The sequence below is a fragment of the Thomasclavelia ramosa DSM 1402 genome, from assembly GCF_014131695.1.
Taxonomy (GTDB): domain Bacteria; phylum Bacillota_I; class Bacilli_A; order Erysipelotrichales; family Coprobacillaceae; genus Thomasclavelia; species Thomasclavelia ramosa.
Window position 1 is genome coordinate 351,850 of the sequence record NZ_CP036346.1, and the last position, 22,806, is coordinate 374,655.

The window sequence follows — 22,806 nt, forward strand, 5'->3', positions numbered from 1 at the left end:
TTTCATATAGGAAGGGTAATGCATATGAGTTTAATTAAGAATTTTCAAAAATATGGAAATAATTTAACAGAATTAGAAATTGAATGTTTTAATAAATTATTAACGTTTCGGGATTTAGAACCAAGTTTGACGATTTCTTCTTTAGCAGAAACATTAAATGTATCTACAACGACTATTTTTAGGATGGTAAAGAAATTGGATTATAAAACATTTATGGACTTTAGATATGATCTTTTATATCATCGTCGAGACGAATATGAGTATCAATCTCCAGTTGAGAGTACATGTGATTCCTTGGAAAAAGAAATTAAAGATACGATTGAGATGTTACGCAATCTAGATATTGATGATGTCATTAAGGATATTGTTAAAGCTAAAAGTGTTTTAATCTGTTCTTCAGGAATGAACAAATATGTTGCAAAGATATTAGCAGTGAAGTTGAGTTTATATGGAATTAGAACGATTTATCCTGATGATCACTGGTTTTTATACTTAGAAGCTAATAATTTGACTCAGGATGACTTTGTAATTGTGCTATCAAGAGGTGGTGCTACTGAGGCAATTATCGATGTAATGAAAAATGCCAAACTTAGTGGTTGTAAAATATTATTGGTTACAGAAACGAGAAATTCCCCAATGACGAAACTGTCAAATTATGTGATGAATGTTTCTGTAACTAAGGATGAAGGATATGATATTGATTCACGTTTGCATATCCATTTAGCAATAGAATATTTATTAAGAGAATTAATGAATCAATACTTATATAATAAAAAATATTTATAAGAAATGAGAAAATAGAGATGATTGAAAAAATTGTAAAAGAGATGACGTTGAAAGAGAAAGTTGGTCAATTAAATCAACATTTATATGGATGGCAATGTTATCAAAAAGTTAATGGAAAATATGAATTAACAGACTTATTTAAAGAACATGTTAAGGAATATGGTGGCGTTGGAGCAATTTATGGCATTTTACGTGCTGATGCCTGGTCTCAGATCAATAGAGAAAATGGAATTAGCCGTGAAGATAGTAAAATTGTCATTACAATGATTCAAGAATATATAAAAAAACATTCACGTTTTGAAATCCCAGCATTAATTAGCGAAGAATGTGTGCACGGACATATGGCATTAGGGGCACCGGTATTCCCAACTAATTTAGCAATGGGGATGACTTGGAATCCTGATTTGATGGAAAGAATTACGCATAATGTGAGCCAGGAACTTGCTGCCAAAGGTGGAAATTTGGCATTATTTACGGGATTTGATGTTTTAAGAGATCCTAGATGGGGCCGTAGTGAGGAATGTTTTAGTGAGGATGCTTACTTAACAAGCTGTATGACAAGTGCAGCAGTACATGGATTCCAAAAAGAAAAGAACGGTGTAGCTGTAGTTGTCAAACATTTATGTGCGCAAGGGGGTTGTGTAGGTGGACATAATTCAGATGCTGCATTAATTGGACCTCGGGAGTTGCGAGAAATTCATTTACCACCAGTTAAAGCAGCGATTGATGCTGGCGCTAAGGCAGTTATGGCTGCATATAATGAAATAGATGGAATTCCTTGTCATATTAATAAAGCATTGCTTTTTGAAACCCTTAGAAAAGAATATGATTTTTCTGGCATTGTTATGGCTGACGGATGTGCTTTAGATAGATTATTGTTGTTGGATGATGATATCTTAAAAGTTGGCAGTTTAGCACTTAAAGCGGGAGTAGATCTGAGTTTATGGGATAATGTTTATTTACGATTAGATGAAGCAATAAAACAAGGTTATTTAACTGAAGAGGAACTTGATCAAGCAGTATTAAGGGTATTGAGATTAAAAGAAGAATTAGGATTATGGGAAGAACTAAATACTTATTCATTACCAGAAGCATCAGATTTATTACTTCAGGCCGCTCGGGAATGTCAAGTATTATTGAAAAATAATGATTCACTTCTTCCATTATCCTCAAAACAAAAAATTGCTGTTATTGGTCCAAATGCTAACCACTACTTAAATCAACTTGGAGACTATACTGCTTATCAAAACAAAAGTGATATTGTTACAGTGTACGATGGTATTTGCCAAAAAACAGAAATTTCCCCTATCTATGTACAGGGATGTTCAATACGGGGAAGAAAATTCGATATTGAGCCCGCACTCGTGGCAGCTAAAGCGGCGGACATTGTTATTTTAGTATTAGGCGGTAATAGTACAAGATTATATCAAGATACCTTTGAAAACAATGGTGCGGTAAAAGCAAATCAAGAAAACCAAATGAATTGTGGGGAAAACATTGATTTAGCTTCATTAGAACTAGAAGGTTATCAAAACGAGCTTTTATTAGCTTTGAAAGAAGTGAATCCACACATAGTAACAGTATTGATTCAAGGCAGGCCACACGTCATAAATACGGTTCTAAAGCATTCTCAAGCAGTTTTAGCAAGTTTTTATCCTGGTAGTAGAGGCGGTGAGGGAATTGCTGATGTCTTGTTTGGAGATTATAATCCAAGTGGGCATTTAAGTGTTTCTATACCGCAACATGTAGGACAATTACCTTGTTATTACAATCATAAACATAATGGAGCACAAAAAGATTATGTTGACATGCCCGGTGAAGCGCTGTTACCTTTTGGTTATGGCTTAAGTTATTCACAATTTATTTATCGAGATATCAAGGTACCTAAAGCCATTAAAATAACCGATTTACTTGAAAATGGAATTGATTTGCAGTTAGAAATATACAATAACAGTACCTATGATGGTGAAGATGTAATACAAGTTTATTTAAAGGATCATCAGGCTTCAGTTGTTTCTAGAGTAATTGAACTTAAGGCTTTTAATAAAGTAAAAATTCAAGCCTATCAATCAAAACAGATAAGTATTCATTTAACTTCAGATGCTTTTGCTATTTGGAATTATGAAATGAAATATCTTGTTGAACCAGGTGATGTTTCAATTTGTATCGGAGTCGATTCTAAGCATTATCAAGAATTTAAGCTTACTCTTGTAAAATAAATATAGTATTAGTCATTTTATTATTATCTAATAAAAATATACTTTATTAATTTAAAATTCACATAAGAAGAGTAAGGTAAATGTAAAAATATGGTAAAGTTTGGTGAATGAAATTTTTGTTTTAGGTCTATTTATATGCTAGAATAAATAGAAATAATAAGAAGAAAGATGGTTGTGATGATAGAAAGAATAATACAGTTAATTACATTTAAAGAAGTGATTGGATCATTGATGATATTTATTGCAGTTTTGATCGTAGCCTCAATTATTTGGGGAAATCGAACTTTTTCTGTGAAGACATTAAATCAAATGATTTTTCATTTAAAAGTTCCTATGGATGGTACAGATGATGGAATTTATACTGACTGGTTTCTTCATACAGTTCCTCAGAGTTTTGTAATTGTTGCATTCACAGAAATAATCGTTTTTAATCTACCTTTACCAGCATTTCATATATATTTAATAGCGCATATATTTGCAATTGGTTGTTTTGCAATTATTGGTTCTTTGCTCTTTGCTTTGTATAATTATCAAATTTTTGGATATGTTTTTGATATGCTTAGAAAAACACAATTATATGAAGAACATTATGTTGATCCCAAAGGGGTAACGTTAACTTTTCCAAGCTGTAAACGAAATATTATTCATATCTATTTAGAATCTATCGAAAATGCTTATTTAGCAAAAACATCGGGTGGTGGTCAAGATGTTTCTTATATGCCTGAACTTGATGCATTAGCGAATCAAAATATTAACTTTTCTCATCATAACCAAATCGGTGGAAGTTTGACCTTAGAGGGAACACAGTGGACGATTGCTTCAATGGTTGGCCAAGAAGCAGGAATTCCGCTGTTAGTACCATTTAATTCAAAATCATATAATGATAAATCGAATTTTTTTAGTGGTGTTTATACACTTGGTGAAATTTTGGAACAGCATGGTTATATAAATGAAATCATGATGGGTTCTGATAGTAATTTTGGGTGTACATCAAATTTTTATAAACAACATGGTAACTATTATATTTCCGATTACAATACCGCAGTTGAGGAAGGAAGAATTGCTAAAGATTATTTTGTTTTTTGGGGTTATGAAGATAAAAAGTTATTTGAGTTTGCTAAAGCGGATATTACTAAATTGGCTAAAAGTGGTAAACCTTTTAATATGGAGCTAGTCACGATTGATACGCATACACCTGATGGGTATGTATGTGAAGATTGTCAGCATAAATATAAAAGCCAATATGCAAACGTAATTGCCTGTCAATCAAAACAAGTGAATAATTTTATAAATTGGTGCAAGAGCCAGCCATGGTATGAAAATACAACTATAGTTATTACTGGTGATCATAATAGTATGTCAGAAAAGTTTTTTACTAATCTTGATCACGATTATGTTCGGACACCATACAACTGCTTTATTAATAGTGCAGTTACTACAAAATTTAATAAAAACCGAAAATTTTCAATTATTGATATGTATCCTACTATTTTAGCAGCAATGGGGGTAAAAATAGATGGAAACAAATTAGGTTTAGGAGTTAATCTTTTTTCTGGTGAGAAAACTTTGATTGAACAATATGGTTATAGAAAGATTAACCAAGAGGTCAAAAAGAAATCTAGATATTATCGTCATAAGTTAATTGGTGATGATATAAAAGAATGTGAACAAAAAGAATTAAGTAAACGAAGTGATTAAAATCGTACACTAAAAATAGTGTACGGTTTTAATCGTTTTTTATTTAAAAACATTGACTATACGCTTAGACAATAGTTTAGAGTAAAGGAAGAAAAGGATATTATTAAAGCATCTTTTTAATAAAAAAGGAGGGATTGGGATGCTGCAGATTTCTTTACAGATGCTATGGAAAGAGCGAAAAAAAGCTTTAAATCTTGGAATTACAATTACAATAACTTTATGTGTATGTATTATTTTTCTCCAATTCTTTAATAATCCCATAATTAACTATTTAGTAAATATTTTAAAAGATACAACAAAGTTTTATGGTTATGAAGCAATTACTGAATACGAAGTGATGCGATTTTATGATGGAATGTATAAAGGGACAATGGTCATTATTTTATTAGTGATTTTTATTTCATTAATAATGTATTCTTGTAATTACTATAATAAAACAAATTCACGGATTGTTGGTCTATTGAAAATAATGGGGTGTCGTGATCGAGAAATTTTATTTTTCCAGATGATTCAGTTGATTGTGATCACTTTAATTAGTTATTTAATTGCTGTGGGAATTAGTTTTTTGCTGATTCCATTATGTCAGGCACTTGCTTATCTTTATATGGGGGTTAGTGAAAATATCTTTTATTATGCTTTAGAAACATATGTCGATTCTTTGCCCTTGGTACTGCTTCTATTAGTTTTTATGACTTTTATGCAAATATCGTATTCTATCCGCGGAGTTATTCCTGATTTACTTAAAAATGATGAAATCGTCTCGTTTAAGAAAAGAAGGCGAATAACGATAGTAGCTAACGTTAATTATATTGTATTATTTATTATAGGTACTTTTACTATCTACATCAGTGATTTAAATCAGGGATTGATTTTTCCAGCCGGTTTATATGTAATAGGAGCATATAATTTAGGTGTTATGTGTTTTCCTAACTTATTAGAAAAGTGGATTAAATTAAAGAATATTGATGCTAAAGAAAGTCTAATTTTTAATAACTTTATTTTGAATCTGCAGCAGATGAAATCAGTTATTTTAATGTTTGTCTTATCTTCTGCAATTTTATTAACAATGATGTGTACTAATCTTGATGATTTACAGTATATGATCTTATTTCAATTGGGGTATGTGCTAACAAATATTGTTTTAAGCTTTACATTGATTAATCGTTTTAGAATTAATCAAATTAATAAAAAGCAATATTATCGTAATTTAAGTCGATTAGGTCTTAATTATGAAGAAATCAGATATATGACAAAAAAAGAAAAAACATTGATGTATGAAATGATTGCGGTCTTATCATTGGTATATTTATCAAATTTAAATATTGCTTTTGTCTATCGTGATAAAATGGGAGTTTTGTCTGCATTATTTCTTATATTAGAGCTTATTATTCCATTGTTTATTTCATATCGAGTTGCTGTATATCAAGAGGAAATGAGGATAAGAAAATGGAAGAAATAATTAAAACGGCTAATTTAAAAAAAGTGTATGGCTTAGATACACCATATCCTAAAACGGCATTAAATGGAGTTTCAATTTCAGTAAATAAGGGGACTTTTGCATGTATTATGGGGACTTCAGGTTCTGGTAAAACAACATTGATAAATATTCTATCAACAATTGATGAGGCTACTTCAGGAAAATTATTAATCTTTGATCAGAATATAGTTGGGTTGTCGGATAAAGAAAAAGCAAATATTAGAAAGAGATATATGGGATTTATTTTTCAAGATTATAATTTGATAGATTCTTTAAAAGTAATTGACAATATTTTATTTTCTTTAAAACTTAATAAAAAGAATATTATCAATGAAGCAGAAATCAAGCAAATAATTAGCAGTTTAGGTATTGAAGAACTTTTAGATAAATACCCTTTTGAATGTTCAGGGGGTCAGCAGCAGCGAATTGCAATTGCTCGTGCACTTGTATGTAAGCCAAAAATTCTTTTTGCTGATGAGCCGACAGGGAACGTAGACAGTATTAGGGCTAAGCAATTAATGGAGTATTTTACAGAGATTAATCGTAAATATGGTATTACGATTGTTATGGTTACTCATGATTGCTTGGTTGCATCATATGCATCAGAAATGTATTATGTTGAGGATGGGAAGATAATTAATCATATTTTTAAAGGGAACGATTCTTTTGAGAAATTTTATAATCGAATTGCAAGGATATCAATGCAAATTAAATTGTAAACTAAAAGGGTAGCATTTTTTGCTACCCATAAGAGTTTAACGAGCTTTTTGTAAAGCTTTTTTTAGTTTGAAATCATCAATAAAACGAAGTGGAGTTTCATAAGTTCTTTGTCCATAAACAAATCTTAATTTTTTTGCTTTTGGATATGAAACACGTTTAATTTTACGATAATCCAGTTTGATCTTACCGATCATCATTTGACGGTGCCCAACTAAGATGATTTGCTGTAAAAGAAAACCAATCGCTAGTGTTCCGATCGTTAAGACATTTAGTGGTAAATATAGGTCGTCTAATTTATTGTTGATTAGCGCTAATACCATTAAAGCAACGCTCCCCACAAATAAGGCAATATAGAAAATTGTTAGGCCAATGTAAAAATATTTACCAGTATTGCTTAGACATGATGATAGGGTACTATCATCTTTTTTTGCGCGATACATTGCTACTGCTAAAGAAATATTTGTGTATGTAAACCATAATAAGGCTAAAAATACCAAAAAAGGTAATACATTTGTAATAATATCCATTAGTCATACTCCTTCTTTCAATATCTCTATTATACTAGAAAATCATGAATTAGCCTATATAAAAATTGATAAAAGTTTAATAATCATCATAAATTTTAGTGAAAAAATAATAGCCTGAGTACTGAAACAGGCTATTTTGCATAATTTTGTGCGTAATATTCATCATATGTTAAATTACTAGCAGTCACTTTTTTAGCTAAATCTTTTCCTAAATAGCGAAGATGCCAAGATTCGTAGCTATATCCGGTAAGTGTATCTTTGTTTTCTGGATAGCGAATAATAAAGCCGTAGTTAGCTAGTTGTCCAAGAAACCACTGATATTGGGGATGCTTTATAACGTCTTCAAAACTGTAATTATCAAGTGCAATATCACAAGCTAGACCGGTCGTATGTTCGCTATGACCGGGGCGGCTACAAGTTTGGTCAGCTTTAGCAACGCTGTATGTATTCACCATATGATTATAGATTTCGGTTTGCCAGGTTGTCGAACGATAGCCACTAACGACGTATAGATTAAAGCCTTTAGTTTTACATGCTTCTTTTAATGCAATAAAATCATCATAAACAACTTTTCGCATCTGATGTTTTCGATATTTATAGGCAGGATCGCTTGTATTGGCATAAGTATCATTGATGTAAATAAGATCGTCGGGAGTGAAGTTATCATCTAATTTATAATATTTATTTACGATTGTATTTAATTCTAATGGCTTATTTTGAGGAATGATTACTTCATAGAAAGGATAATCAAGATTCATGTTAACTCGGGTAATTATTTCTTCTGTCGAAAGATCGGGATTAGTTTTTTGATAGTTTTCATAACGTTCTTTTAACGAAGTTTGATAATATTGGGGATCGTTATTAACTGTTTTTTTCGGTTGCTTTTCTTCTGTTTTGGTTGAATTACTAGGCAAGAACCAGTAGATTATAGTACCGGCAATAATAAGGGGAATAAAAACTAATAATACTTTCTTTTTATTTAAGCGTTTTTTATTCATGGATTTAGTCCTTTATAGTTATTTTATCACCAATAACATCTCTTGTTTTGGCTTTGTATTGCTGAATAATGTTAGGTTTATCATGTAAAACAAAATGTTTAGCTAATTTATCATCTGGATATTTTGCAAGAGGATAAACTTCAACAGTATTATCACCGAAATGATTGATTAGTGGTGTCCAGGTAATGTCATCTATAAAAATTTTAGCATCTTTTTTAATAAAGTTTAATGATAACATCCCTTCTAATTGTGTATCTTGAGTTTCCATTGTACTTAAAAAATTTCCTAAACTGTAAGCAATGAGTGTTTTATTCCCACTTTGGCCATTCACCCATGTAACAGGTTGAATGATATGAGGATGAGTTCCGATTACTAAATCAACTCCTAAATCAGCAAATAATTGAGCATACTCTTGTTGTTTAGCAGTTACTTCCGCCTCATTTTCATCACCCCAATGGGCAGAGACGATTATTACGTCTGCTTGTTCTTTGGCTTTTTGAACATCTGCTTTGATTGCTGCTGTATCCTCCAATAAGGGGACAGCATAGGCAGTTTGTTTTAACAACTTATAAGGATTAGTATTATATTCATTGAGACTTTGGGTATAAGATAAAAGTGCAAATTTGATACCGTTTTTTTCAATGATCCTAATTGTATCACGATCACTTTGGCTATCGTATGTACCAGTATAAATAATATCTTGATATTGGCGCCAAGTCTGAGAAGCCGCTTTAACACCTTCAAAATCACGGTCGAAAGAATGATTAGTAGCACCATTGATCATATTAAACCCAGTGTCAATTAAATTTTTAGCTAATTCACTTGGTGAATTAAAAGCCGGATATCCTGTAATTTTTAAGGTATCACCACCTAAAATTGTTTCTTGATTAATAAAAGCAAGATCAGCATCTTGAATATATTTTTTTATATGTTTATAGCAAGGGGTAAAGTCATATGTACCGTTAGTGCTGGCATATTGAAAAACACGCTCATGAATAATATTATCACCAACAGCAACCAGAGATACAGTATCATAGCTTTCTTTTTTTTCTTTAGCTTGCTTATTTTTTGTAACACCGTTTGAATTATTAAATAATGGTAAGATAGTTAAATTGATAATAAGTGCGATTATTATGATTAAGCAGATTATTACCAGTGATGCAAAGGCTACCCTCTTTTTATTGATCTTCTTCATATGATTACCTCTATACAATAGTTTTAATTTGTTTTATTATATAGTTATTATATACTGATATTTATATTTTAGTATAAAAAAAAGGAGATATTATGGAGAATATTGTTTCTTATTGCGATTTAACAATTGAATGTCAAGAAGCTGATTATCAAGGAAACTATCGAATCTCATCTTTATTATCCAAGTTATCAGATTTAGCAACTAAAAATGCTGTTGAAGTAGGAATATGGAGGCCGGAGTTAGGGGAACGATTTGGTTTTGTTTTAGCTAAAGAAACATTAATTTTAAAAAGACCAATTAAGATAGATGAAAAAATAAGATTAAAAACTCGTGCCGCAGCCTGTAAAAGAATCCAGTTCACACGTAACTATTGGGTTGAAGATGAAAACGGTGATGAAATAGCATCAGTATACTCATTATGGACTTTAATAGATTTAGAAAAACGAAGAATTACTAAACCTGATAAAGCAGGAATTATAATGCCAGAAATCAAGTCTTATGATTATACGATCGAAGAATATCATGAAATTATTAAAGAACTGCCATTGGATTATGTCATGGAACGTCAAGTTTTATATAGTGATGTTGATGTAAATCAACATATGAATAATAGTCGTTATATTGAATGGGCATTTGATGCTGTGGGTCTAAGAATATTTGAACAACATTATTTTAAAGAAGTAAGTATTTTATATAAACAAGAAATGGCTCCGGGAACAATTGCTAAAATATATCGTTATTTTGATGATAAATATGTTAAAGTTGTTTTCAAATCTATTGATGATAGTGTTATATATTTTGAAATGGGTGGCTATTTAGATAATTTTTGATAAAATTTTCATTATATGAAAATTGATTTTCACTATTTGAAAACTATTAATAAGATATTATGGTATTATAAACGTGTCCCAAATATCTATAATAGTATTCGTTTTCCCGTATAGAATACAGATATTAAAAAAAGCTCTTGTCCCAAAGGGCTTTTTTATTTTTACAAAACAGATCTTACAATTATTTTGATGCAAAAAGCGATAAATAGAAAAATTTTCAGCTTCAATTTTTTCATCAAGAACTAATTTTTTGGTAAATAATGAATTTTATGAATATAAGGCTCACTGCCAAGACAGTAAGTTAGCTCAATTTTTAAACATTTAGAATCATAAGCTGAATATAATTCAGCTTGAGGAGATAACATGATTAAATAAAATTTTATATCTTCTTTTTTAGTTGCAAACCATTTTTATTAAGAATGCTAGAAAAAGATTGTTTATTGATTAAAGAATTAGAGATAATCGTAGTTCTCTTACCGTTTTTTACGGTTTATCACATCATTATGATGATGAATATCTTATTAATTATGCTGCTATATTGGGGGTGTTGGCTCGTAAGACTTAAGGCGACAGTCCGGTTATAGGTTGTAATGATATTGAGGAGTATCTTAAATATGATAGCAGTGGCACTAAACGAGAGAATTAAAGTCATCTTAATTTTAGTTCTTTTTCTTATCTAATTAGTGACGAACTTGGACATAATAACGTATAATGGAGATATGGAAAGAAGGTGGCATGATGATTTTAGATTATCCAAAAATTTATAAAGAGAAAGAATTGATTGGTCAGGGTGGTAATCAAGATTGGTTTGCTGACTCTTGGGCTCGTAAAGCTGGTTGTGCAAGTGTTAGTGCTACTGATATTTTTATCTATTATACGAAAAGAGAACGTGAATTTGATAAATCAACGTATTTAGACTACATGAATGAAATGTTCAAGCTGATGGAACCTGGTAAGCGTGGATTTCCGTATGTCTTTTTATATGCAAGACGATTGAGTAAATTGTTAAATAATTGTGAGTATCGTATTTTTAGACGTCCAAGACTTTATGATGCTAGTGAAATTGTTAAAGAGAGTATTGAGCATGGTAATCCTTTAGGATTATTGATCTTAACACATCGACGTCGTAAGATTCGAGATGATTTATGGCACTGGGTAACGATTGTCGGTTACGAAGAAACTAAAAAGGGTCTAGATATTATCTTTTTAGATTGTGGTGATGAAAAAAGGATTCCTGCGCGGATTCTTTTTGAAAAAAGTCGTTTTAATGTTGTTAAGATGGTTCGTTTTTTTTATCGATAAAAATAGTATTAAATAACGAAATATTTTGATGAAATAATGATTTAATATAATGCAAAGAAACACTATAAAAATTTAATAGGTTCTCTTGAAATATGTTGTTAGGGGAATCATGATATCTATTTGGAGATAACAGAAGACCGATGAAATTATTAATCAGCTATATAATTATAATTAACTTGATGATGATATTATTATATGGAATTGATAAGTATAAAGCAATTCATCATCATTGGCGAGTTTCTGAGAAGATACTATTAATAGGCGCTTTGTTTGGTGGTTCACTAGGAGCGATATTAGCGATGTATGGATTTAATCATAAGACTAGGAAAAATATTTTTAAGTATGGAATACCTTTACTTCTAGGACTTCAAATCATACTGATAATAAAAATAAGCATCGGTTAATCGATGCTTGTTTGATATATTGTTATTTTAATATCAATTGTAATATCTAATCGTTCTAATTCATCAAGAACGCCCCGGCGTTCTTTTTTTATATGGTAATAATGGGGGGTCATCTTTAGTAAATTTAAAGCATCTTCACGATTATCAATTTTTACTTGATGAACTAGATCATAGCTTTCAATTGTTTCAAAATCTAAACGAATATATTTGTCACTTTTAACTTTGATTTCATCATATATTAATTCTTTTATTTCAATTAGATGATTTGGGTTGGCAGTTACATGGATAATATAACCACCCTTTTTTAAAGTACGTTTCAGCTCATCTTGATTTACGACTGTAAATAGAGCTGTGATAAAGTCTAATGAGTGATCAACGATAGGTAAGTTCTTACTATTACCGACAAGCCAATAAACATCTTTAGTATATTTAGTGGCCATATTGATAGCTTCTTTAGATATATCTAATCCATAAATAGTGTCTAGGCTAAAGATTTCTTTTAATCCTCGAGTATAATATCCTTCACCGCAACCGAGATCAAGTATATCTAGTGGGGTATCATCACGATATTTTTTTATACAGTCAATAACTGATTTTAAAATGACATCATAATATCCTTTAGTTAGATATGCTTTGCGGGCAACTAAACTTTCTTTACTATCACCAGGGTTATTTGTAGCTTTATCAGGATTTAATAACAAATTTAAATATTTAGTTTTAGCTAGATCATAGCAATGATTATTGGCACATTTATATGAATTTCCTTCTTGAACGATTGATTCATGACATTTTGGACACGCTAATTTATGCATAATTTCACCTCGGAGTTATTATACCATAAATATAATCTGTGGTATAATTTATTCTTAAAGGAGGGATAGTTTTTGATTTTAACCGTAATGATGGTAGTAATTGCTATCTTGATCAATATATTTATTGCATATCATTTTAAAAAATATTTAAATAAGCATAGAGTTGTTGCAGCAGTAATTATTGTTTTAGTTGCTGTAAGTGTAAGTATTGAAATGATAATTTTAGGATTTTTAATCAATTTGTGTATTTGTTTGATAATTGCGGATTTAATTTACCCGCTTATATTTAAGACAAAATTGAAAAGACCATATCAAAAAGTTTATCTTATTGGAGTACTTATTTGTAGTTTAAGCTTGAGTGTTTATGGGATATATAATGCAAATAATATTGTAATCACAAATTACCAAGTAAGTATTAATAAGGAATTTAAGGATAAAAAGATCATGGCACTTTCCGATATTCACTTGGGAACAGCTGTTAAAACAGTAGATCTAAAACAGCTTGTTACGCAAGCTGAGAAAATTAAACCAGATATGATTTTTTTAGTTGGGGATGTTTATGATGAAAATACCAGTAGCGATGAAATTGATGATTCGATGAAAATATTCACCCAGTTAGCTAAATCCTATCCAGTCTATTATGTAATTGGAAATCATGAAGTTGGTTATAGTAGTTCCCCATTAAAAGAATATAACATATTAGAACGATTGCAATTGGCAGGAGTCAATACTTTAAATGATGAATATGTTGAATTTGAGGATATAAATATTGTAGGACGTCAAGATTATAAGATTAAAAAGCGAAAACCTGTAGAACAGATTATTAACGGGATGAATCAGAATAAACCAGTGATCTTATTAGATCATCAGCCTCGCTCATTAGAGGAAAATAAAAAGCTAGGAATTGATTTGATGATCTCTGGTCATACTCATGCTGGACAAGTATTTCCGATGTTACCGCTTTGGAATCTTTTAGGAATTAATGAGATGAATTATGGTTATCGTCATGATGATAATTTTAATGCGATCGTTTCTTCGGGAATGGGGACTTGGGGGTTTGCCATGAGAACTAGTAAAAATTGCGAGATTGTAGTAATTGATTTGATTAGTAAATAAGAACATAAAAAACTAAACAGATTTTGTAATGTATTACTATTTTTGAAGCTTAAGTGTGCGAAAAAAGAAGTGATTTCAAATGATCTTAGTTTAGTTTTTTTATTGACAATAGTGAGATAATTTAAGATTATTTTGTGATATAATTTACTAAGGAGATGATTTTATTATGAGCTGGTTTGTTTTAATGGAGATGACTTTGGTAGCAGTTATGACAGTATATCTTGCTTATCATACACATTTGGTTTTTGCTAAAGCAAAATATCGAAAGATTATTACAACAGTTATTATTGGAATTTTAATCGGCTTGTGTTTATATAATTTGATTTTCTTTGGTTTTTTGGTTAATGCATGTATTTGTTTTGTAATCTTTGATATTATTAATTTAATTTTATATAAAACTAGATTTAATCGTTATTTTAAATTTATTTATCAACGGGGAATGGTTGCTTTGGCTGCCAGTGTTATTTTAAGTTTTTATGGAATTTATAATGCTAAAAATACTGTTATTACTACGTATGATGTAATAATCAATAAATCTTTTGTAGATAAAAGCCTAATGGTAGTTTCTGATATCCATTTAGGAACAGTTGTCACTAAGGCGGATTTAACAGAGCTTAGTGAACATGCTGAAGCTATTGCTCCAAGTGGGATTATTCTACTTGGTGATATCTATGATGAAGGGACCACCCAAGATGAATTTGATTATTCATTACAGGTATTTAAAATATTGGCTAGTAAATACCCTGTTTATTATATTGAAGGAAATCATGAAATTGGTTTCCAAGGTGGCTCACCACTTAGGGAATTTAATATTGTTAAGAAATTAAAAGAAATAGGGATTAAGGTATTGTTGGACGATGTTACTAAATTGGATGATATTTATTTAATTGGGCGTAAAGACTATGTTGTAAAAAAGCGAGAAGCTTTAAAAGATTTGACGGAACCTTTAGATACTTCTAAACCGCTTATTTTATTGGATCATCAGCCACATGATTATGAATTAAATGAACAATTGGGAATTGATTTACAATTATCAGGTCATACTCATGCTGGACAAATATTTCCTTTAAATTTCTTATTTAGTTTTATTAGGGTTAATGATTTGAACTATGGAATTGAAGTAAATAATAATTTTCATGGGATCGTGACCTCAGGAATGGGTGGCTGGGGATATGCAATGAGAACTGCAAAACACAGTGAAATAGTAGTTGTGAATTTAAAAAGCTCCTAGATATAATAAGCTCTGTTGTTAAAACAACTTAAAGGGCATTACAGCTAGGAACTGTTTGATTTGAAGTATTTTAGTATTACCTTTGTTTATTGTGAATTTGATAATTAACGAATATGTGTTTTTCCGTTAATATAATCAATTTCTAATTCGATGATATTAGTTGTATCGACCATCTTATCATTGTATGGGTGTTCTGGCGCTAAATGGCTGACTATTTTTAATAGTGCAGCTTTTTTTGTCTCAAACTCAGTTACTTCATGAACTGTTCCAAAGACAGCGACGGAATTATGGTTATGAGTTCCTGCTTTTAAATTAATACCTAGATCTTCAACTATAAGATAAGTGGCACGCTGTTCAATGCTGTTTAGTTTATAGCCGCTTTTAGCACAGTGAAAAAAAATACGGTTATCAACAATGATGTGATTTAAAGCTACGCTATAAGGTAGTCCTTCATGGGTGAATGATAAAACACCGTAATGAATTTTATCCATGATTTTATAGCATTGATTTAAAGAAATTAACTGCTTGTTTTTTCTGTTTTTAGTCGGTAGAGAAAAAGCTAATAATGATTCGAAATCATCTTGATAGTGCATTGTTATGCAGTTATTGATTGTCTGAATAGAACATTCATTTTTAATGATTGCCAAGTAATCAGTGTTTAAGTCACGTAATTGTGAACGAGTGAAAATGTAGATTAGGTCATCTTGATATAAATCTTTTATTTTATCCATTGCTATTCTCCTTTGATAAAGTTAGTATTATTATATCATGATTATACAGTTTATCTTAGAAAAATGGAGGAATTATCAATGACGAAAATTAGGCTTGCTGTTGCAACAGCTGATGATGCTGCAAGGTTATTGGAAATATATCGACCTTATGTACTAACAACAGCAATCACATTTGAATATGAAGTACCAACTTTAGAAGAATTTAGGGCAAGAATTGTTTCAACTTTAGAAAAGTATCCGTATCTTGTTGCTAAGCTTGATGATAAGATAGTAGGCTATGCTTATACATCCGCATTTAAAAGTCGGGCTGCATATCAGTGGGCTGTAGAAACATCGATTTATATTGACCTTGATTATAAAGGTGGAGGAATTGGCAGTATGTTATACCATAAATTAGAAGAAATTACGAAACAGCAAAATATTATTAATTTAAATGCTTGTATTACTGCTGGGAATCCAGAAAGTATTGTGTTTCATGAACATTTTGGTTATCAAAAGGTGGCTTATTTTACTAAATGCGGCTATAAGTTTAATCAATGGCATGACATGATCTGGATGGAAAAAATGTTAGGAGAGCATCCAGGCAAACCAGCACCAGTGATTCCTTTCGTGAAGTTATATAAACATCTCTCAATTTAAAAATAACAAACTTTTCAAAACTAAGTAAACACGCTATAATTATAAAAATAACAATGGAGGTAGTTGAAATGGGATTGTTTGGTAAGAAGAAAAAGACAGTTGATTTGCAACAGGTATTTAAAGATAAATATAAAGATATTAATCAAATTGTAAATGATGCTAATAATGAGTTAGATTTAGAAATTCAAATCTCGTTATTAGAATTAGCATATGATAAATATAATGATCTTTTAGATTTAATTGATCAAGGTGTTGATTTTGATAAAGCACATTTTTTATCAATGCAGCAGGATTTGAAAAAGCAAATTGATTTATTGAAAGGTTTATAAAATGAAAATAAAAACATATCATAAAGATTTTGATTATACATATACTCTTGGGGTTTTTGAAACGATTGAATTATTAGAGAATAAACCAGAATTGGTGATGCGTGTTTATCTCAAAAGTAACTCTTATCAAAATAAGGGTGTTAAGATTATTGAGAATTTATGTCAACAAAATAAAATTGAATTAATTGAAAGTGATAATACAATTAATAAATTAGCGAAAAAAGATAATTGTTTTGCTATTGCAATCATTAAGAAATATACGATGGATTTAGAAGATGCTAATCATGTTGTTTTAGTTAATCCCGGAGATATGGGAAATATGGGGACGATTATTAGAACTATGTTAGGTTTTAATTATACTAATTTAGCGATTATTCGTCCTGGAGTCGATGTTTTTGATCCACGAGTAATTAGGGCATCGATGGGGGCTTTGTTTAATATTAATTTTGAATATTTTAATAGTTTTGATGAATATCTAACTAAATACCCTGAACGTGAAGTCTATCCATTGATGTTAAAAGGAGCTAAAAATATTCATCAGATTACTGCTGCAAATAATAAACATTCATTGGTTTTTGGTAATGAGAGCAGCGGACTGCCAGATGATTATTTAAAATATGGGCAAAGTGTATTTATCCCTCATAGTGATAAAATTGACTCACTAAATTTATCCATGGCATTAGGAATCACGTTATGCCACTTTTCAATGATGGAATTCAAAGATAAACAGGTATTGCGATAATAAGTGGATTATAAGGAGATTGTAAGAATGTATGATTTTGATAAAATAGTCAAACGTAGAAATACAAAATGTATTAAATGGGATACTTGGAAAAAAGAAGGAAAACCGAAAGATATTTTACCTTTATGGGTTGCTGATATGGATTTTGAAACCTTGCCAGAAGTTACTGAGGCAATTATTGAACGCGCTAAACATGCAGTGTATGGGTATTCAATGGCTGGCGATGATTATTATGAGGCGGTTTGTAATTGGATGAAGCGTCGCCATCAATTAGATATAAATGCAGATAATATTGTAACAACAACGGGGGTAGTAACAGCGCTTAAAATCGCAGTTAATGCTTTTACAGCTCCCGGTGATGCTATTATCATTAATAAACCAGTGTATTATCCATTTGATTTTTCTATTGATGAAAATCAACGTAAGAAAATTGAATGTCCGATGATGTTTACTGGTCAAACATACGAACTAGATTTTGATTTGTTTGAGCAGTTGATTATTGATAATGATGTGAAAATGTTTATTTTATGTAATCCGTATAATCCAATAGGAAAAGTTTGGAATAAAGAAGAATTATTTAAATTAGGTAATATTTGTAAGAAACATAATGTACTGGTAGTCAGTGATGAAATTCATCAAGATTTTATTTATAAGGGGAATAAGCACCTTCCTTTTGTTAATGTTGATGCCTCATTTAAAGAATTTACAATTATTTGTACAGCACCAAGTAAGACTTTCAATCTGGCGGGTTTACAGACGTCTAATATATTATTTTTTAATCATAAATTAAAAGAAAAGTTTATTAAGGTTAAAAGTTCACTAGGATTTCCGGTGGAACCAACAATTTTTGGTATTGAAGCGTGTAAAGCAGCTTATAATCATGGTGATAAGTGGGTTGATGAATTAGTGGCTTATCTTGATGGCAATATTAAATATCTTGATGGTTTTTTAAAGAAAAAACTACCAATGCTCAAAATGATTAAACCTCAGGGGTTATATCTTGTTTGGGTTGATTTTAGTGCTTTGCAAATGACGCACGAGGAATTAGAAGCATTTATGGTCAATGAAGCTAAATTATGGCTTGATGAAGGATATATTTTTGGTGTTGGTGGAGCAGGTTTTGAGAGATTTAATTTAGCGATGCCGCGCTGTTTATTAGTGCAGGCTCTAGATAATTTATATCAAGCGTTAAAGAATAGACAGCTAATATAAAGATCACCGGTGGTGGTCTTTTATTTTTTTTGTTTATAATAAATTATTATTGACATAATAATAAAATGTAATATAATAAAACCGTATCAAACCTTGTTTGATATAATGAGCGCAGATTTAATATGTTATCTTTAGAGATTGATTTTTTAATTGTTCTCCAAATAGTTTAATAATTCAATCTTTTATAGATAAGGAGAAAATGTAGTTGATGTTATGTCCCGCCAGTAGCAACAAGTTTCCCACTGCTATTCATCGTGTATATCTATTTTTTAGTGATGTAGCATCATTGATGCTGCATTTTCTTTATTTTCTAAAAAAGAAATCGCTTACGACTCAGATAATGGGGTAAAAATATAGGAAATAGGCAAAAAAACTTTGTGTTACTATGGAAATTTCAATTAAATAATAGTAATATATAGGAGTAAAAAGAAAAGGAGAAATTTTATGGGATTAGTATCAGCAACAGAAATGTTAAATAAAGCAAAAGAAGGACATTATGCAGTTGGTCAATTTAACATCAACAACTTAGAATGGACAAAATCTATTCTTTTAACTGCAGAAGAATTAAAAGCTCCAGTAATCTTAGGAGTATCTGAAGGTGCTGCTAAATATATGACTGGATTCAAAACTGTATCAGCAATGGTATCAGCAATGGTAGATTCTTTAGGAATTACTGTACCAGTAGCTTTACATTTAGATCATGGTAGTTATGAAGGAGCTAAAGCTGCTTTAGAAGCTGGTTTCTCTTCAATCATGTTCGATGGTTCTCATTATGGAATTGAAGAAAATATTGAAAAAACAAAAGAAATCGTTGAATTATGTCACTCAAAAGGTGTATCTGTAGAAGCAGAAGTTGGATCAATTGGTGGAGAAGAAGACGGTGTCGTTGGTAAAGGTGAAGTAGCTGATCCAAAAGAATGTAAAATGATCGCTGACTTAGGAGTTGACTTCTTAGCAGCAGGTATTGGAAACATTCATGGTAAATATCCAGAAAATTGGGAAGGTTTAGATTTTGATGCATTAGATGCAATTCAAAAAGAAACTGGTAAATTACCATTAGTATTACATGGTGGAACTGGAATTCCAGAGGATATGATTAAAAAAGCAATTACTTTAGGTGTTTCTAAAATCAATGTAAATACTGAATGTCAATTATATTTCCAAGAAGCAACAAGAAAATACATTGAAGCTGGAAAAGATTTAGAAGGTAAAGGATTTGACCCTCGTAAATTATTGGCACCAGGTGCTGCAGCTATCCAAGAATGTGTTAAAGAAAAAATGGAAATCTTTGGTTGCATTGGTAAAGCTTAATTATAACTATAGTTAATGGGGATTTCACATATGTGAAATCCTTTTTTGTCTGCAATAAAACCCCCAGCTAGGCTGGGGGTCTCAAAAAGCTTTAGCGGAGTGATAATGAAAAACCTCACGTGATATAATATAAATGCGGCTACCAACTGCAAAAATAAGATATCACTGAGGAAATGACAAATGAATAAACAGTATTCAGATGACTTACATAGTTTATCACACACAAAATGGAGTTGCAAATATCATATTGTATTTGCACCAAAATATAGAAGAAGAGCATTTTATGAAGCAAGAAGGGTAGAGGTAGGAGCAATACTAAGACAATTATGTGAATGGAAAGGCGTAAATATAATAGAAGCGGAAGTATGCATAGATCATGTATATATGTTAGTAGAAATACCGCCCAAATATAGTGTTTCAGGGTTTATGGGGTTTTTAAAGGGAAAGAGCAGTCAAATGATATATGAAAGATGGGCAAATACAAGATATAAGTACAGACATAGAGAGTTCTGGTGTCGAGGATATTATGTAGATACAGTAGGAAAGAATACGAAAAGAATAAAAAATTATATAGCGAATCAATTAAAAGAAGATCAGGAAAGAGAACAGCTGACACTGGATTTGGAATACCCGTTTAAAAAAGTAAAAGGGAAAAACTAAATAAATACAGAGTGCACGTGGTAGCCGTAGGCATAAGGAATGTCTTGAGACATGCGCTCTGAGAGCAGGGCTATGCCCGCAAATGTAAAACCACCGGCTAAGCCGGTGGATATTTATTACTTTAAAGTTGCTAAAATCGTAAATATATTAGGGTGTAAAGGAATACTTTCAGTTAATAAAAAGATGATTGTATAACATTAATAAATTCTTTAATAATTGTATTATGAATTGAAGCATATTCATCAGTCATTTTTATGTTTGTTTATCTTTTTGCTTTAATTATTTGTAAACAGATTTGTTCTGCTTTTAATTTAATTAATCAAGGTTAGTTTGAAGTGATAATAGAGTAGTATTTTTAATGAAATATAGAAAAATTAGAAGCTATTTACATAAAGGTTTCTTTTTTTCGTTAATATTGAGTTAATATTAGTTTGGTAGATTTTTTTATGTTTTGAAAATAGAAATATATTAGATATTGTCAAAAAAATTCGAAACTTTTAAAAATACATTTTTTGGTTGTTTTTAACAATAAATTAATATATAGTAGTTACGTAGATTAAATTTTAAGGAGGACTAAAATGAGTGAAGTAATTGCCATTGAAGGTGGACACAAATTGAATGGAACTGTGGTGGTAAGCGGTGCAAAAAATGCAACGGTAGCTCTAATTCCTGCGATTGTCTTAGCAGATAGTCCTGTAACAGTATATGGGGTACCAAATATTTCTGATGTCGATGCACTAGGAGTATTGTTAAGAGAATTAAACTGTGAAGTAGATAAAAATGATGATGTGTTAGTGGTTGATCCTTCTAACTTAAAAAATATACCTTTAGTAAGTGATGCAGTTGATAAATTAAGAGCATCTTATTATTTAATGGGAGCTTTATTAGGAAAATGCAAAAAAGTGACGATGAAGATGCCTGGTGGGTGTTTTTTAGGACCACGACCAATCGATTTACATATTAAAGGATTTGAAGCATTAGGTGCAAAAGTTAGTTATAGTGATAATGGAACCTATACGATTGAAGCTGATCGTTTAGTTGGGAATAAAATTTATTTGGATTTTGCTTCAGTAGGAGCAACAATCAATATCCTGTTGGCAGCGGTTAAAGCAGAAGGAAAAACAACAATAGAAAATTCTGCAAAGGAACCTGAAATTATTGATGTTGTTAATTTACTTACGAAAATGGGAGCTAAGATTCGTGGGGCTGGAACAGATACGATCACAATTGAAGGTGTAGAAACTCTTTGTGGTTGTGATCATGAAATTATTCCTGACCGAATTGAAGCTGGGACATTTTTAGTGATGGCTGCAGCGGCAGGAGAAAAAGTAATTATTCAAAATGTTATACCTCAACATTTAGAAGCAGTAACTTCTAAACTAAAAGAAATCGGGGTTAAAATGGATATTGTTGGTGACAGTATTATTGTTCATGGCGGCCTTGATAATTTAAAACCAATTGATATTAGGACACAGGTATATCCTGGTTTTGCAACCGATTTACAACAACCGCTAACAGCGTTATTAACTCAATGTCAGGGAGCTTCACAAGTAGTTGAAACGATTTATCCTGAACGCTTTGGACATTGTTATCAGCTGAATTCAATGGGAGCAAAAATTGATCAAGAAGAAGCAATGTGTTATATTAATGGTCCTACGCCATTACATGGAGCACGTGTTTATGCGACAGATCTACGTTGTGGTGCAGCGTTGATCGTGGCAGCTTTAATGGCTGATGGTGTTACTGAAATTGGAAATGTTTATCATATTGATCGCGGCTATGAAAATATTGATCATAAGTTAATTTCACTTGGAGCTGTGATTACTAGACGTCAAGTCGAAGATTAGTGATTAATTTAAAAAAATGA

The 22,806-nt window shown here is 30.8% G+C and carries 22 protein-coding genes; 17 read left to right on the top strand and 5 right to left on the bottom strand.

All coding sequences use genetic code 11. The features are described 5' to 3' along the window. Window positions 1–24 precede the first annotated feature (24 nt). The 5 genes from EYR00_RS01605 (at window position 25) to EYR00_RS01625 (ending at window position 6,899) form a co-directional block, all read left to right on the top strand. Window positions 25–786, top strand: coding sequence for a MurR/RpiR family transcriptional regulator (locus EYR00_RS01605; RefSeq protein ID WP_034559684.1), 762 nt, complete (start codon window positions 25–27; stop codon window positions 784–786). 17 nt (window positions 787–803) lie between these two features. Continuing rightward, complete coding sequence (locus EYR00_RS01610) at window positions 804–3,005, top strand: glycoside hydrolase family 3 N-terminal domain-containing protein (protein ID WP_003534962.1); 2,202 nt, start codon at window positions 804–806, stop codon at window positions 3,003–3,005. A gap of 177 nt (window positions 3,006–3,182) precedes the next feature. Continuing rightward, complete coding sequence (locus EYR00_RS01615) at window positions 3,183–4,703, top strand: LTA synthase family protein (protein WP_226910308.1); 1,521 nt, start codon at window positions 3,183–3,185, stop codon at window positions 4,701–4,703. A gap of 139 nt (window positions 4,704–4,842) precedes the next feature. Further along, window positions 4,843–6,162: an FtsX-like permease family protein gene (locus tag EYR00_RS01620; protein ID WP_003534960.1), complete on the top strand. Its 1,320-nt coding sequence runs from the start codon at window positions 4,843–4,845 to the stop codon at window positions 6,160–6,162. Further along, window positions 6,150–6,899 (top strand): ABC transporter ATP-binding protein, encoded by a 750-nt coding sequence (locus EYR00_RS01625; protein WP_003534959.1) that lies wholly within the window; start codon window positions 6,150–6,152, stop codon window positions 6,897–6,899. Before EYR00_RS01620 ends, EYR00_RS01625 begins: the two co-directional genes overlap by 13 nt. A gap of 36 nt (window positions 6,900–6,935) precedes the next feature. Here EYR00_RS01625 and EYR00_RS01630 read toward each other — a convergent pair whose 3' ends face one another. The 3 genes from EYR00_RS01630 to EYR00_RS01640 form a co-directional block, all read right to left on the bottom strand. After that, window positions 6,936–7,427, bottom strand: coding sequence for a hypothetical protein (locus EYR00_RS01630; RefSeq protein WP_003534957.1), 492 nt, complete (start codon window positions 7,425–7,427; stop codon window positions 6,936–6,938). A 131-nt stretch (window positions 7,428–7,558) separates the two neighbouring features. Next, a complete protein-coding gene (locus EYR00_RS01635; protein ID WP_003534954.1) occupies window positions 7,559–8,425 on the bottom strand; it encodes a M15 family metallopeptidase in 867 nt (288 codons plus the stop codon). Window positions 8,426–8,429: 4 nt separating this feature from the next. Further along, window positions 8,430–9,620 (bottom strand): CapA family protein, encoded by a 1,191-nt coding sequence (locus EYR00_RS01640; protein WP_003534952.1) that lies wholly within the window; start codon window positions 9,618–9,620, stop codon window positions 8,430–8,432. Window positions 9,621–9,712: 92 nt separating this feature from the next. Between EYR00_RS01640 and EYR00_RS01645 the strand changes: the two genes are divergently transcribed. The 3 genes from EYR00_RS01645 (at window position 9,713) to EYR00_RS01655 (ending at window position 12,156) form a co-directional block, all read left to right on the top strand. Then, window positions 9,713–10,450: an acyl-[acyl-carrier-protein] thioesterase gene (locus EYR00_RS01645; RefSeq protein ID WP_003534950.1), complete on the top strand. Its 738-nt coding sequence runs from the start codon at window positions 9,713–9,715 to the stop codon at window positions 10,448–10,450. Between the two features lie 738 nt (window positions 10,451–11,188). Then, entirely contained in the window at window positions 11,189–11,752 is a 564-nt protein-coding gene (locus tag EYR00_RS01650) for a hypothetical protein (RefSeq protein ID WP_008792367.1), read from the top strand. Between the two features lie 182 nt (window positions 11,753–11,934). After that, the gene (locus tag EYR00_RS01655) at window positions 11,935–12,156 is read left to right on the top strand and encodes a DUF1294 domain-containing protein (protein WP_230328629.1); all 222 of its coding nucleotides are present in this window, start codon (window positions 11,935–11,937) and stop codon (window positions 12,154–12,156) included. Here the strand turns inward: EYR00_RS01655 and EYR00_RS01660 are convergent. After that, complete coding sequence (locus EYR00_RS01660) at window positions 12,153–12,968, bottom strand: methyltransferase domain-containing protein (RefSeq protein ID WP_003534942.1); 816 nt, start codon at window positions 12,966–12,968, stop codon at window positions 12,153–12,155. The two genes, EYR00_RS01655 and EYR00_RS01660, sit on opposite strands and share 4 nt — an antisense overlap. Before the next feature lie 72 nt (window positions 12,969–13,040). Between EYR00_RS01660 and EYR00_RS01665 the strand changes: the two genes are divergently transcribed. Both EYR00_RS01665 and EYR00_RS01670 read left to right on the top strand, forming a co-directional pair. After that, window positions 13,041–14,084, top strand: coding sequence for a metallophosphoesterase (locus EYR00_RS01665; RefSeq protein ID WP_009008563.1), 1,044 nt, complete (start codon window positions 13,041–13,043; stop codon window positions 14,082–14,084). A gap of 166 nt (window positions 14,085–14,250) precedes the next feature. Beyond that, complete coding sequence (locus tag EYR00_RS01670) at window positions 14,251–15,315, top strand: metallophosphoesterase (RefSeq protein ID WP_003534937.1); 1,065 nt, start codon at window positions 14,251–14,253, stop codon at window positions 15,313–15,315. 104 nt (window positions 15,316–15,419) lie between these two features. On the opposite strand, the gene EYR00_RS01675 is transcribed toward EYR00_RS01670, so the two are convergent. Continuing rightward, window positions 15,420–16,046: a pyridoxamine 5'-phosphate oxidase family protein gene (locus EYR00_RS01675; protein ID WP_040434098.1), complete on the bottom strand. Its 627-nt coding sequence runs from the start codon at window positions 16,044–16,046 to the stop codon at window positions 15,420–15,422. Window positions 16,047–16,124: 78 nt separating this feature from the next. Between EYR00_RS01675 and EYR00_RS01680 the strand changes: the two genes are divergently transcribed. The 7 genes from EYR00_RS01680 to EYR00_RS01710 all read left to right on the top strand — a co-directional run bounded on the left by EYR00_RS01680 (window position 16,125) and on the right by EYR00_RS01710 (window position 22,786). Beyond that, window positions 16,125–16,685, top strand: a complete 561-nt coding sequence (locus tag EYR00_RS01680; RefSeq protein ID WP_040434097.1) for a GNAT family N-acetyltransferase — start codon at window positions 16,125–16,127, stop codon at window positions 16,683–16,685. A 68-nt stretch (window positions 16,686–16,753) separates the two neighbouring features. Further along, on the top strand, window positions 16,754–17,014 hold the full coding sequence (locus EYR00_RS01685; protein WP_008792360.1) for a hypothetical protein: 261 nt from the start codon (window positions 16,754–16,756) through the stop codon (window positions 17,012–17,014). A gap of 1 nt (window position 17,015) precedes the next feature. Continuing rightward, entirely contained in the window at window positions 17,016–17,756 is a 741-nt protein-coding gene (locus EYR00_RS01690) for a TrmH family RNA methyltransferase (protein WP_003534927.1), read from the top strand. Window positions 17,757–17,783: 27 nt separating this feature from the next. Then, on the top strand, window positions 17,784–18,968 hold the full coding sequence (locus EYR00_RS01695; RefSeq protein WP_008792359.1) for a MalY/PatB family protein: 1,185 nt from the start codon (window positions 17,784–17,786) through the stop codon (window positions 18,966–18,968). A gap of 444 nt (window positions 18,969–19,412) precedes the next feature. Continuing rightward, window positions 19,413–20,279: a class II fructose-1,6-bisphosphate aldolase gene (gene fba, locus EYR00_RS01700; RefSeq protein ID WP_003534921.1), complete on the top strand. Its 867-nt coding sequence runs from the start codon at window positions 19,413–19,415 to the stop codon at window positions 20,277–20,279. Window positions 20,280–20,459: 180 nt separating this feature from the next. Then, window positions 20,460–20,939, top strand: coding sequence for an IS200/IS605 family transposase (gene tnpA, locus EYR00_RS01705; RefSeq protein WP_003534919.1), 480 nt, complete (start codon window positions 20,460–20,462; stop codon window positions 20,937–20,939). Between the two features lie 578 nt (window positions 20,940–21,517). Then, window positions 21,518–22,786 (top strand): UDP-N-acetylglucosamine 1-carboxyvinyltransferase, encoded by a 1,269-nt coding sequence (locus EYR00_RS01710; RefSeq protein WP_003534911.1) that lies wholly within the window; start codon window positions 21,518–21,520, stop codon window positions 22,784–22,786. The last annotated feature ends 20 nt before the right edge of the window (window positions 22,787–22,806 follow it).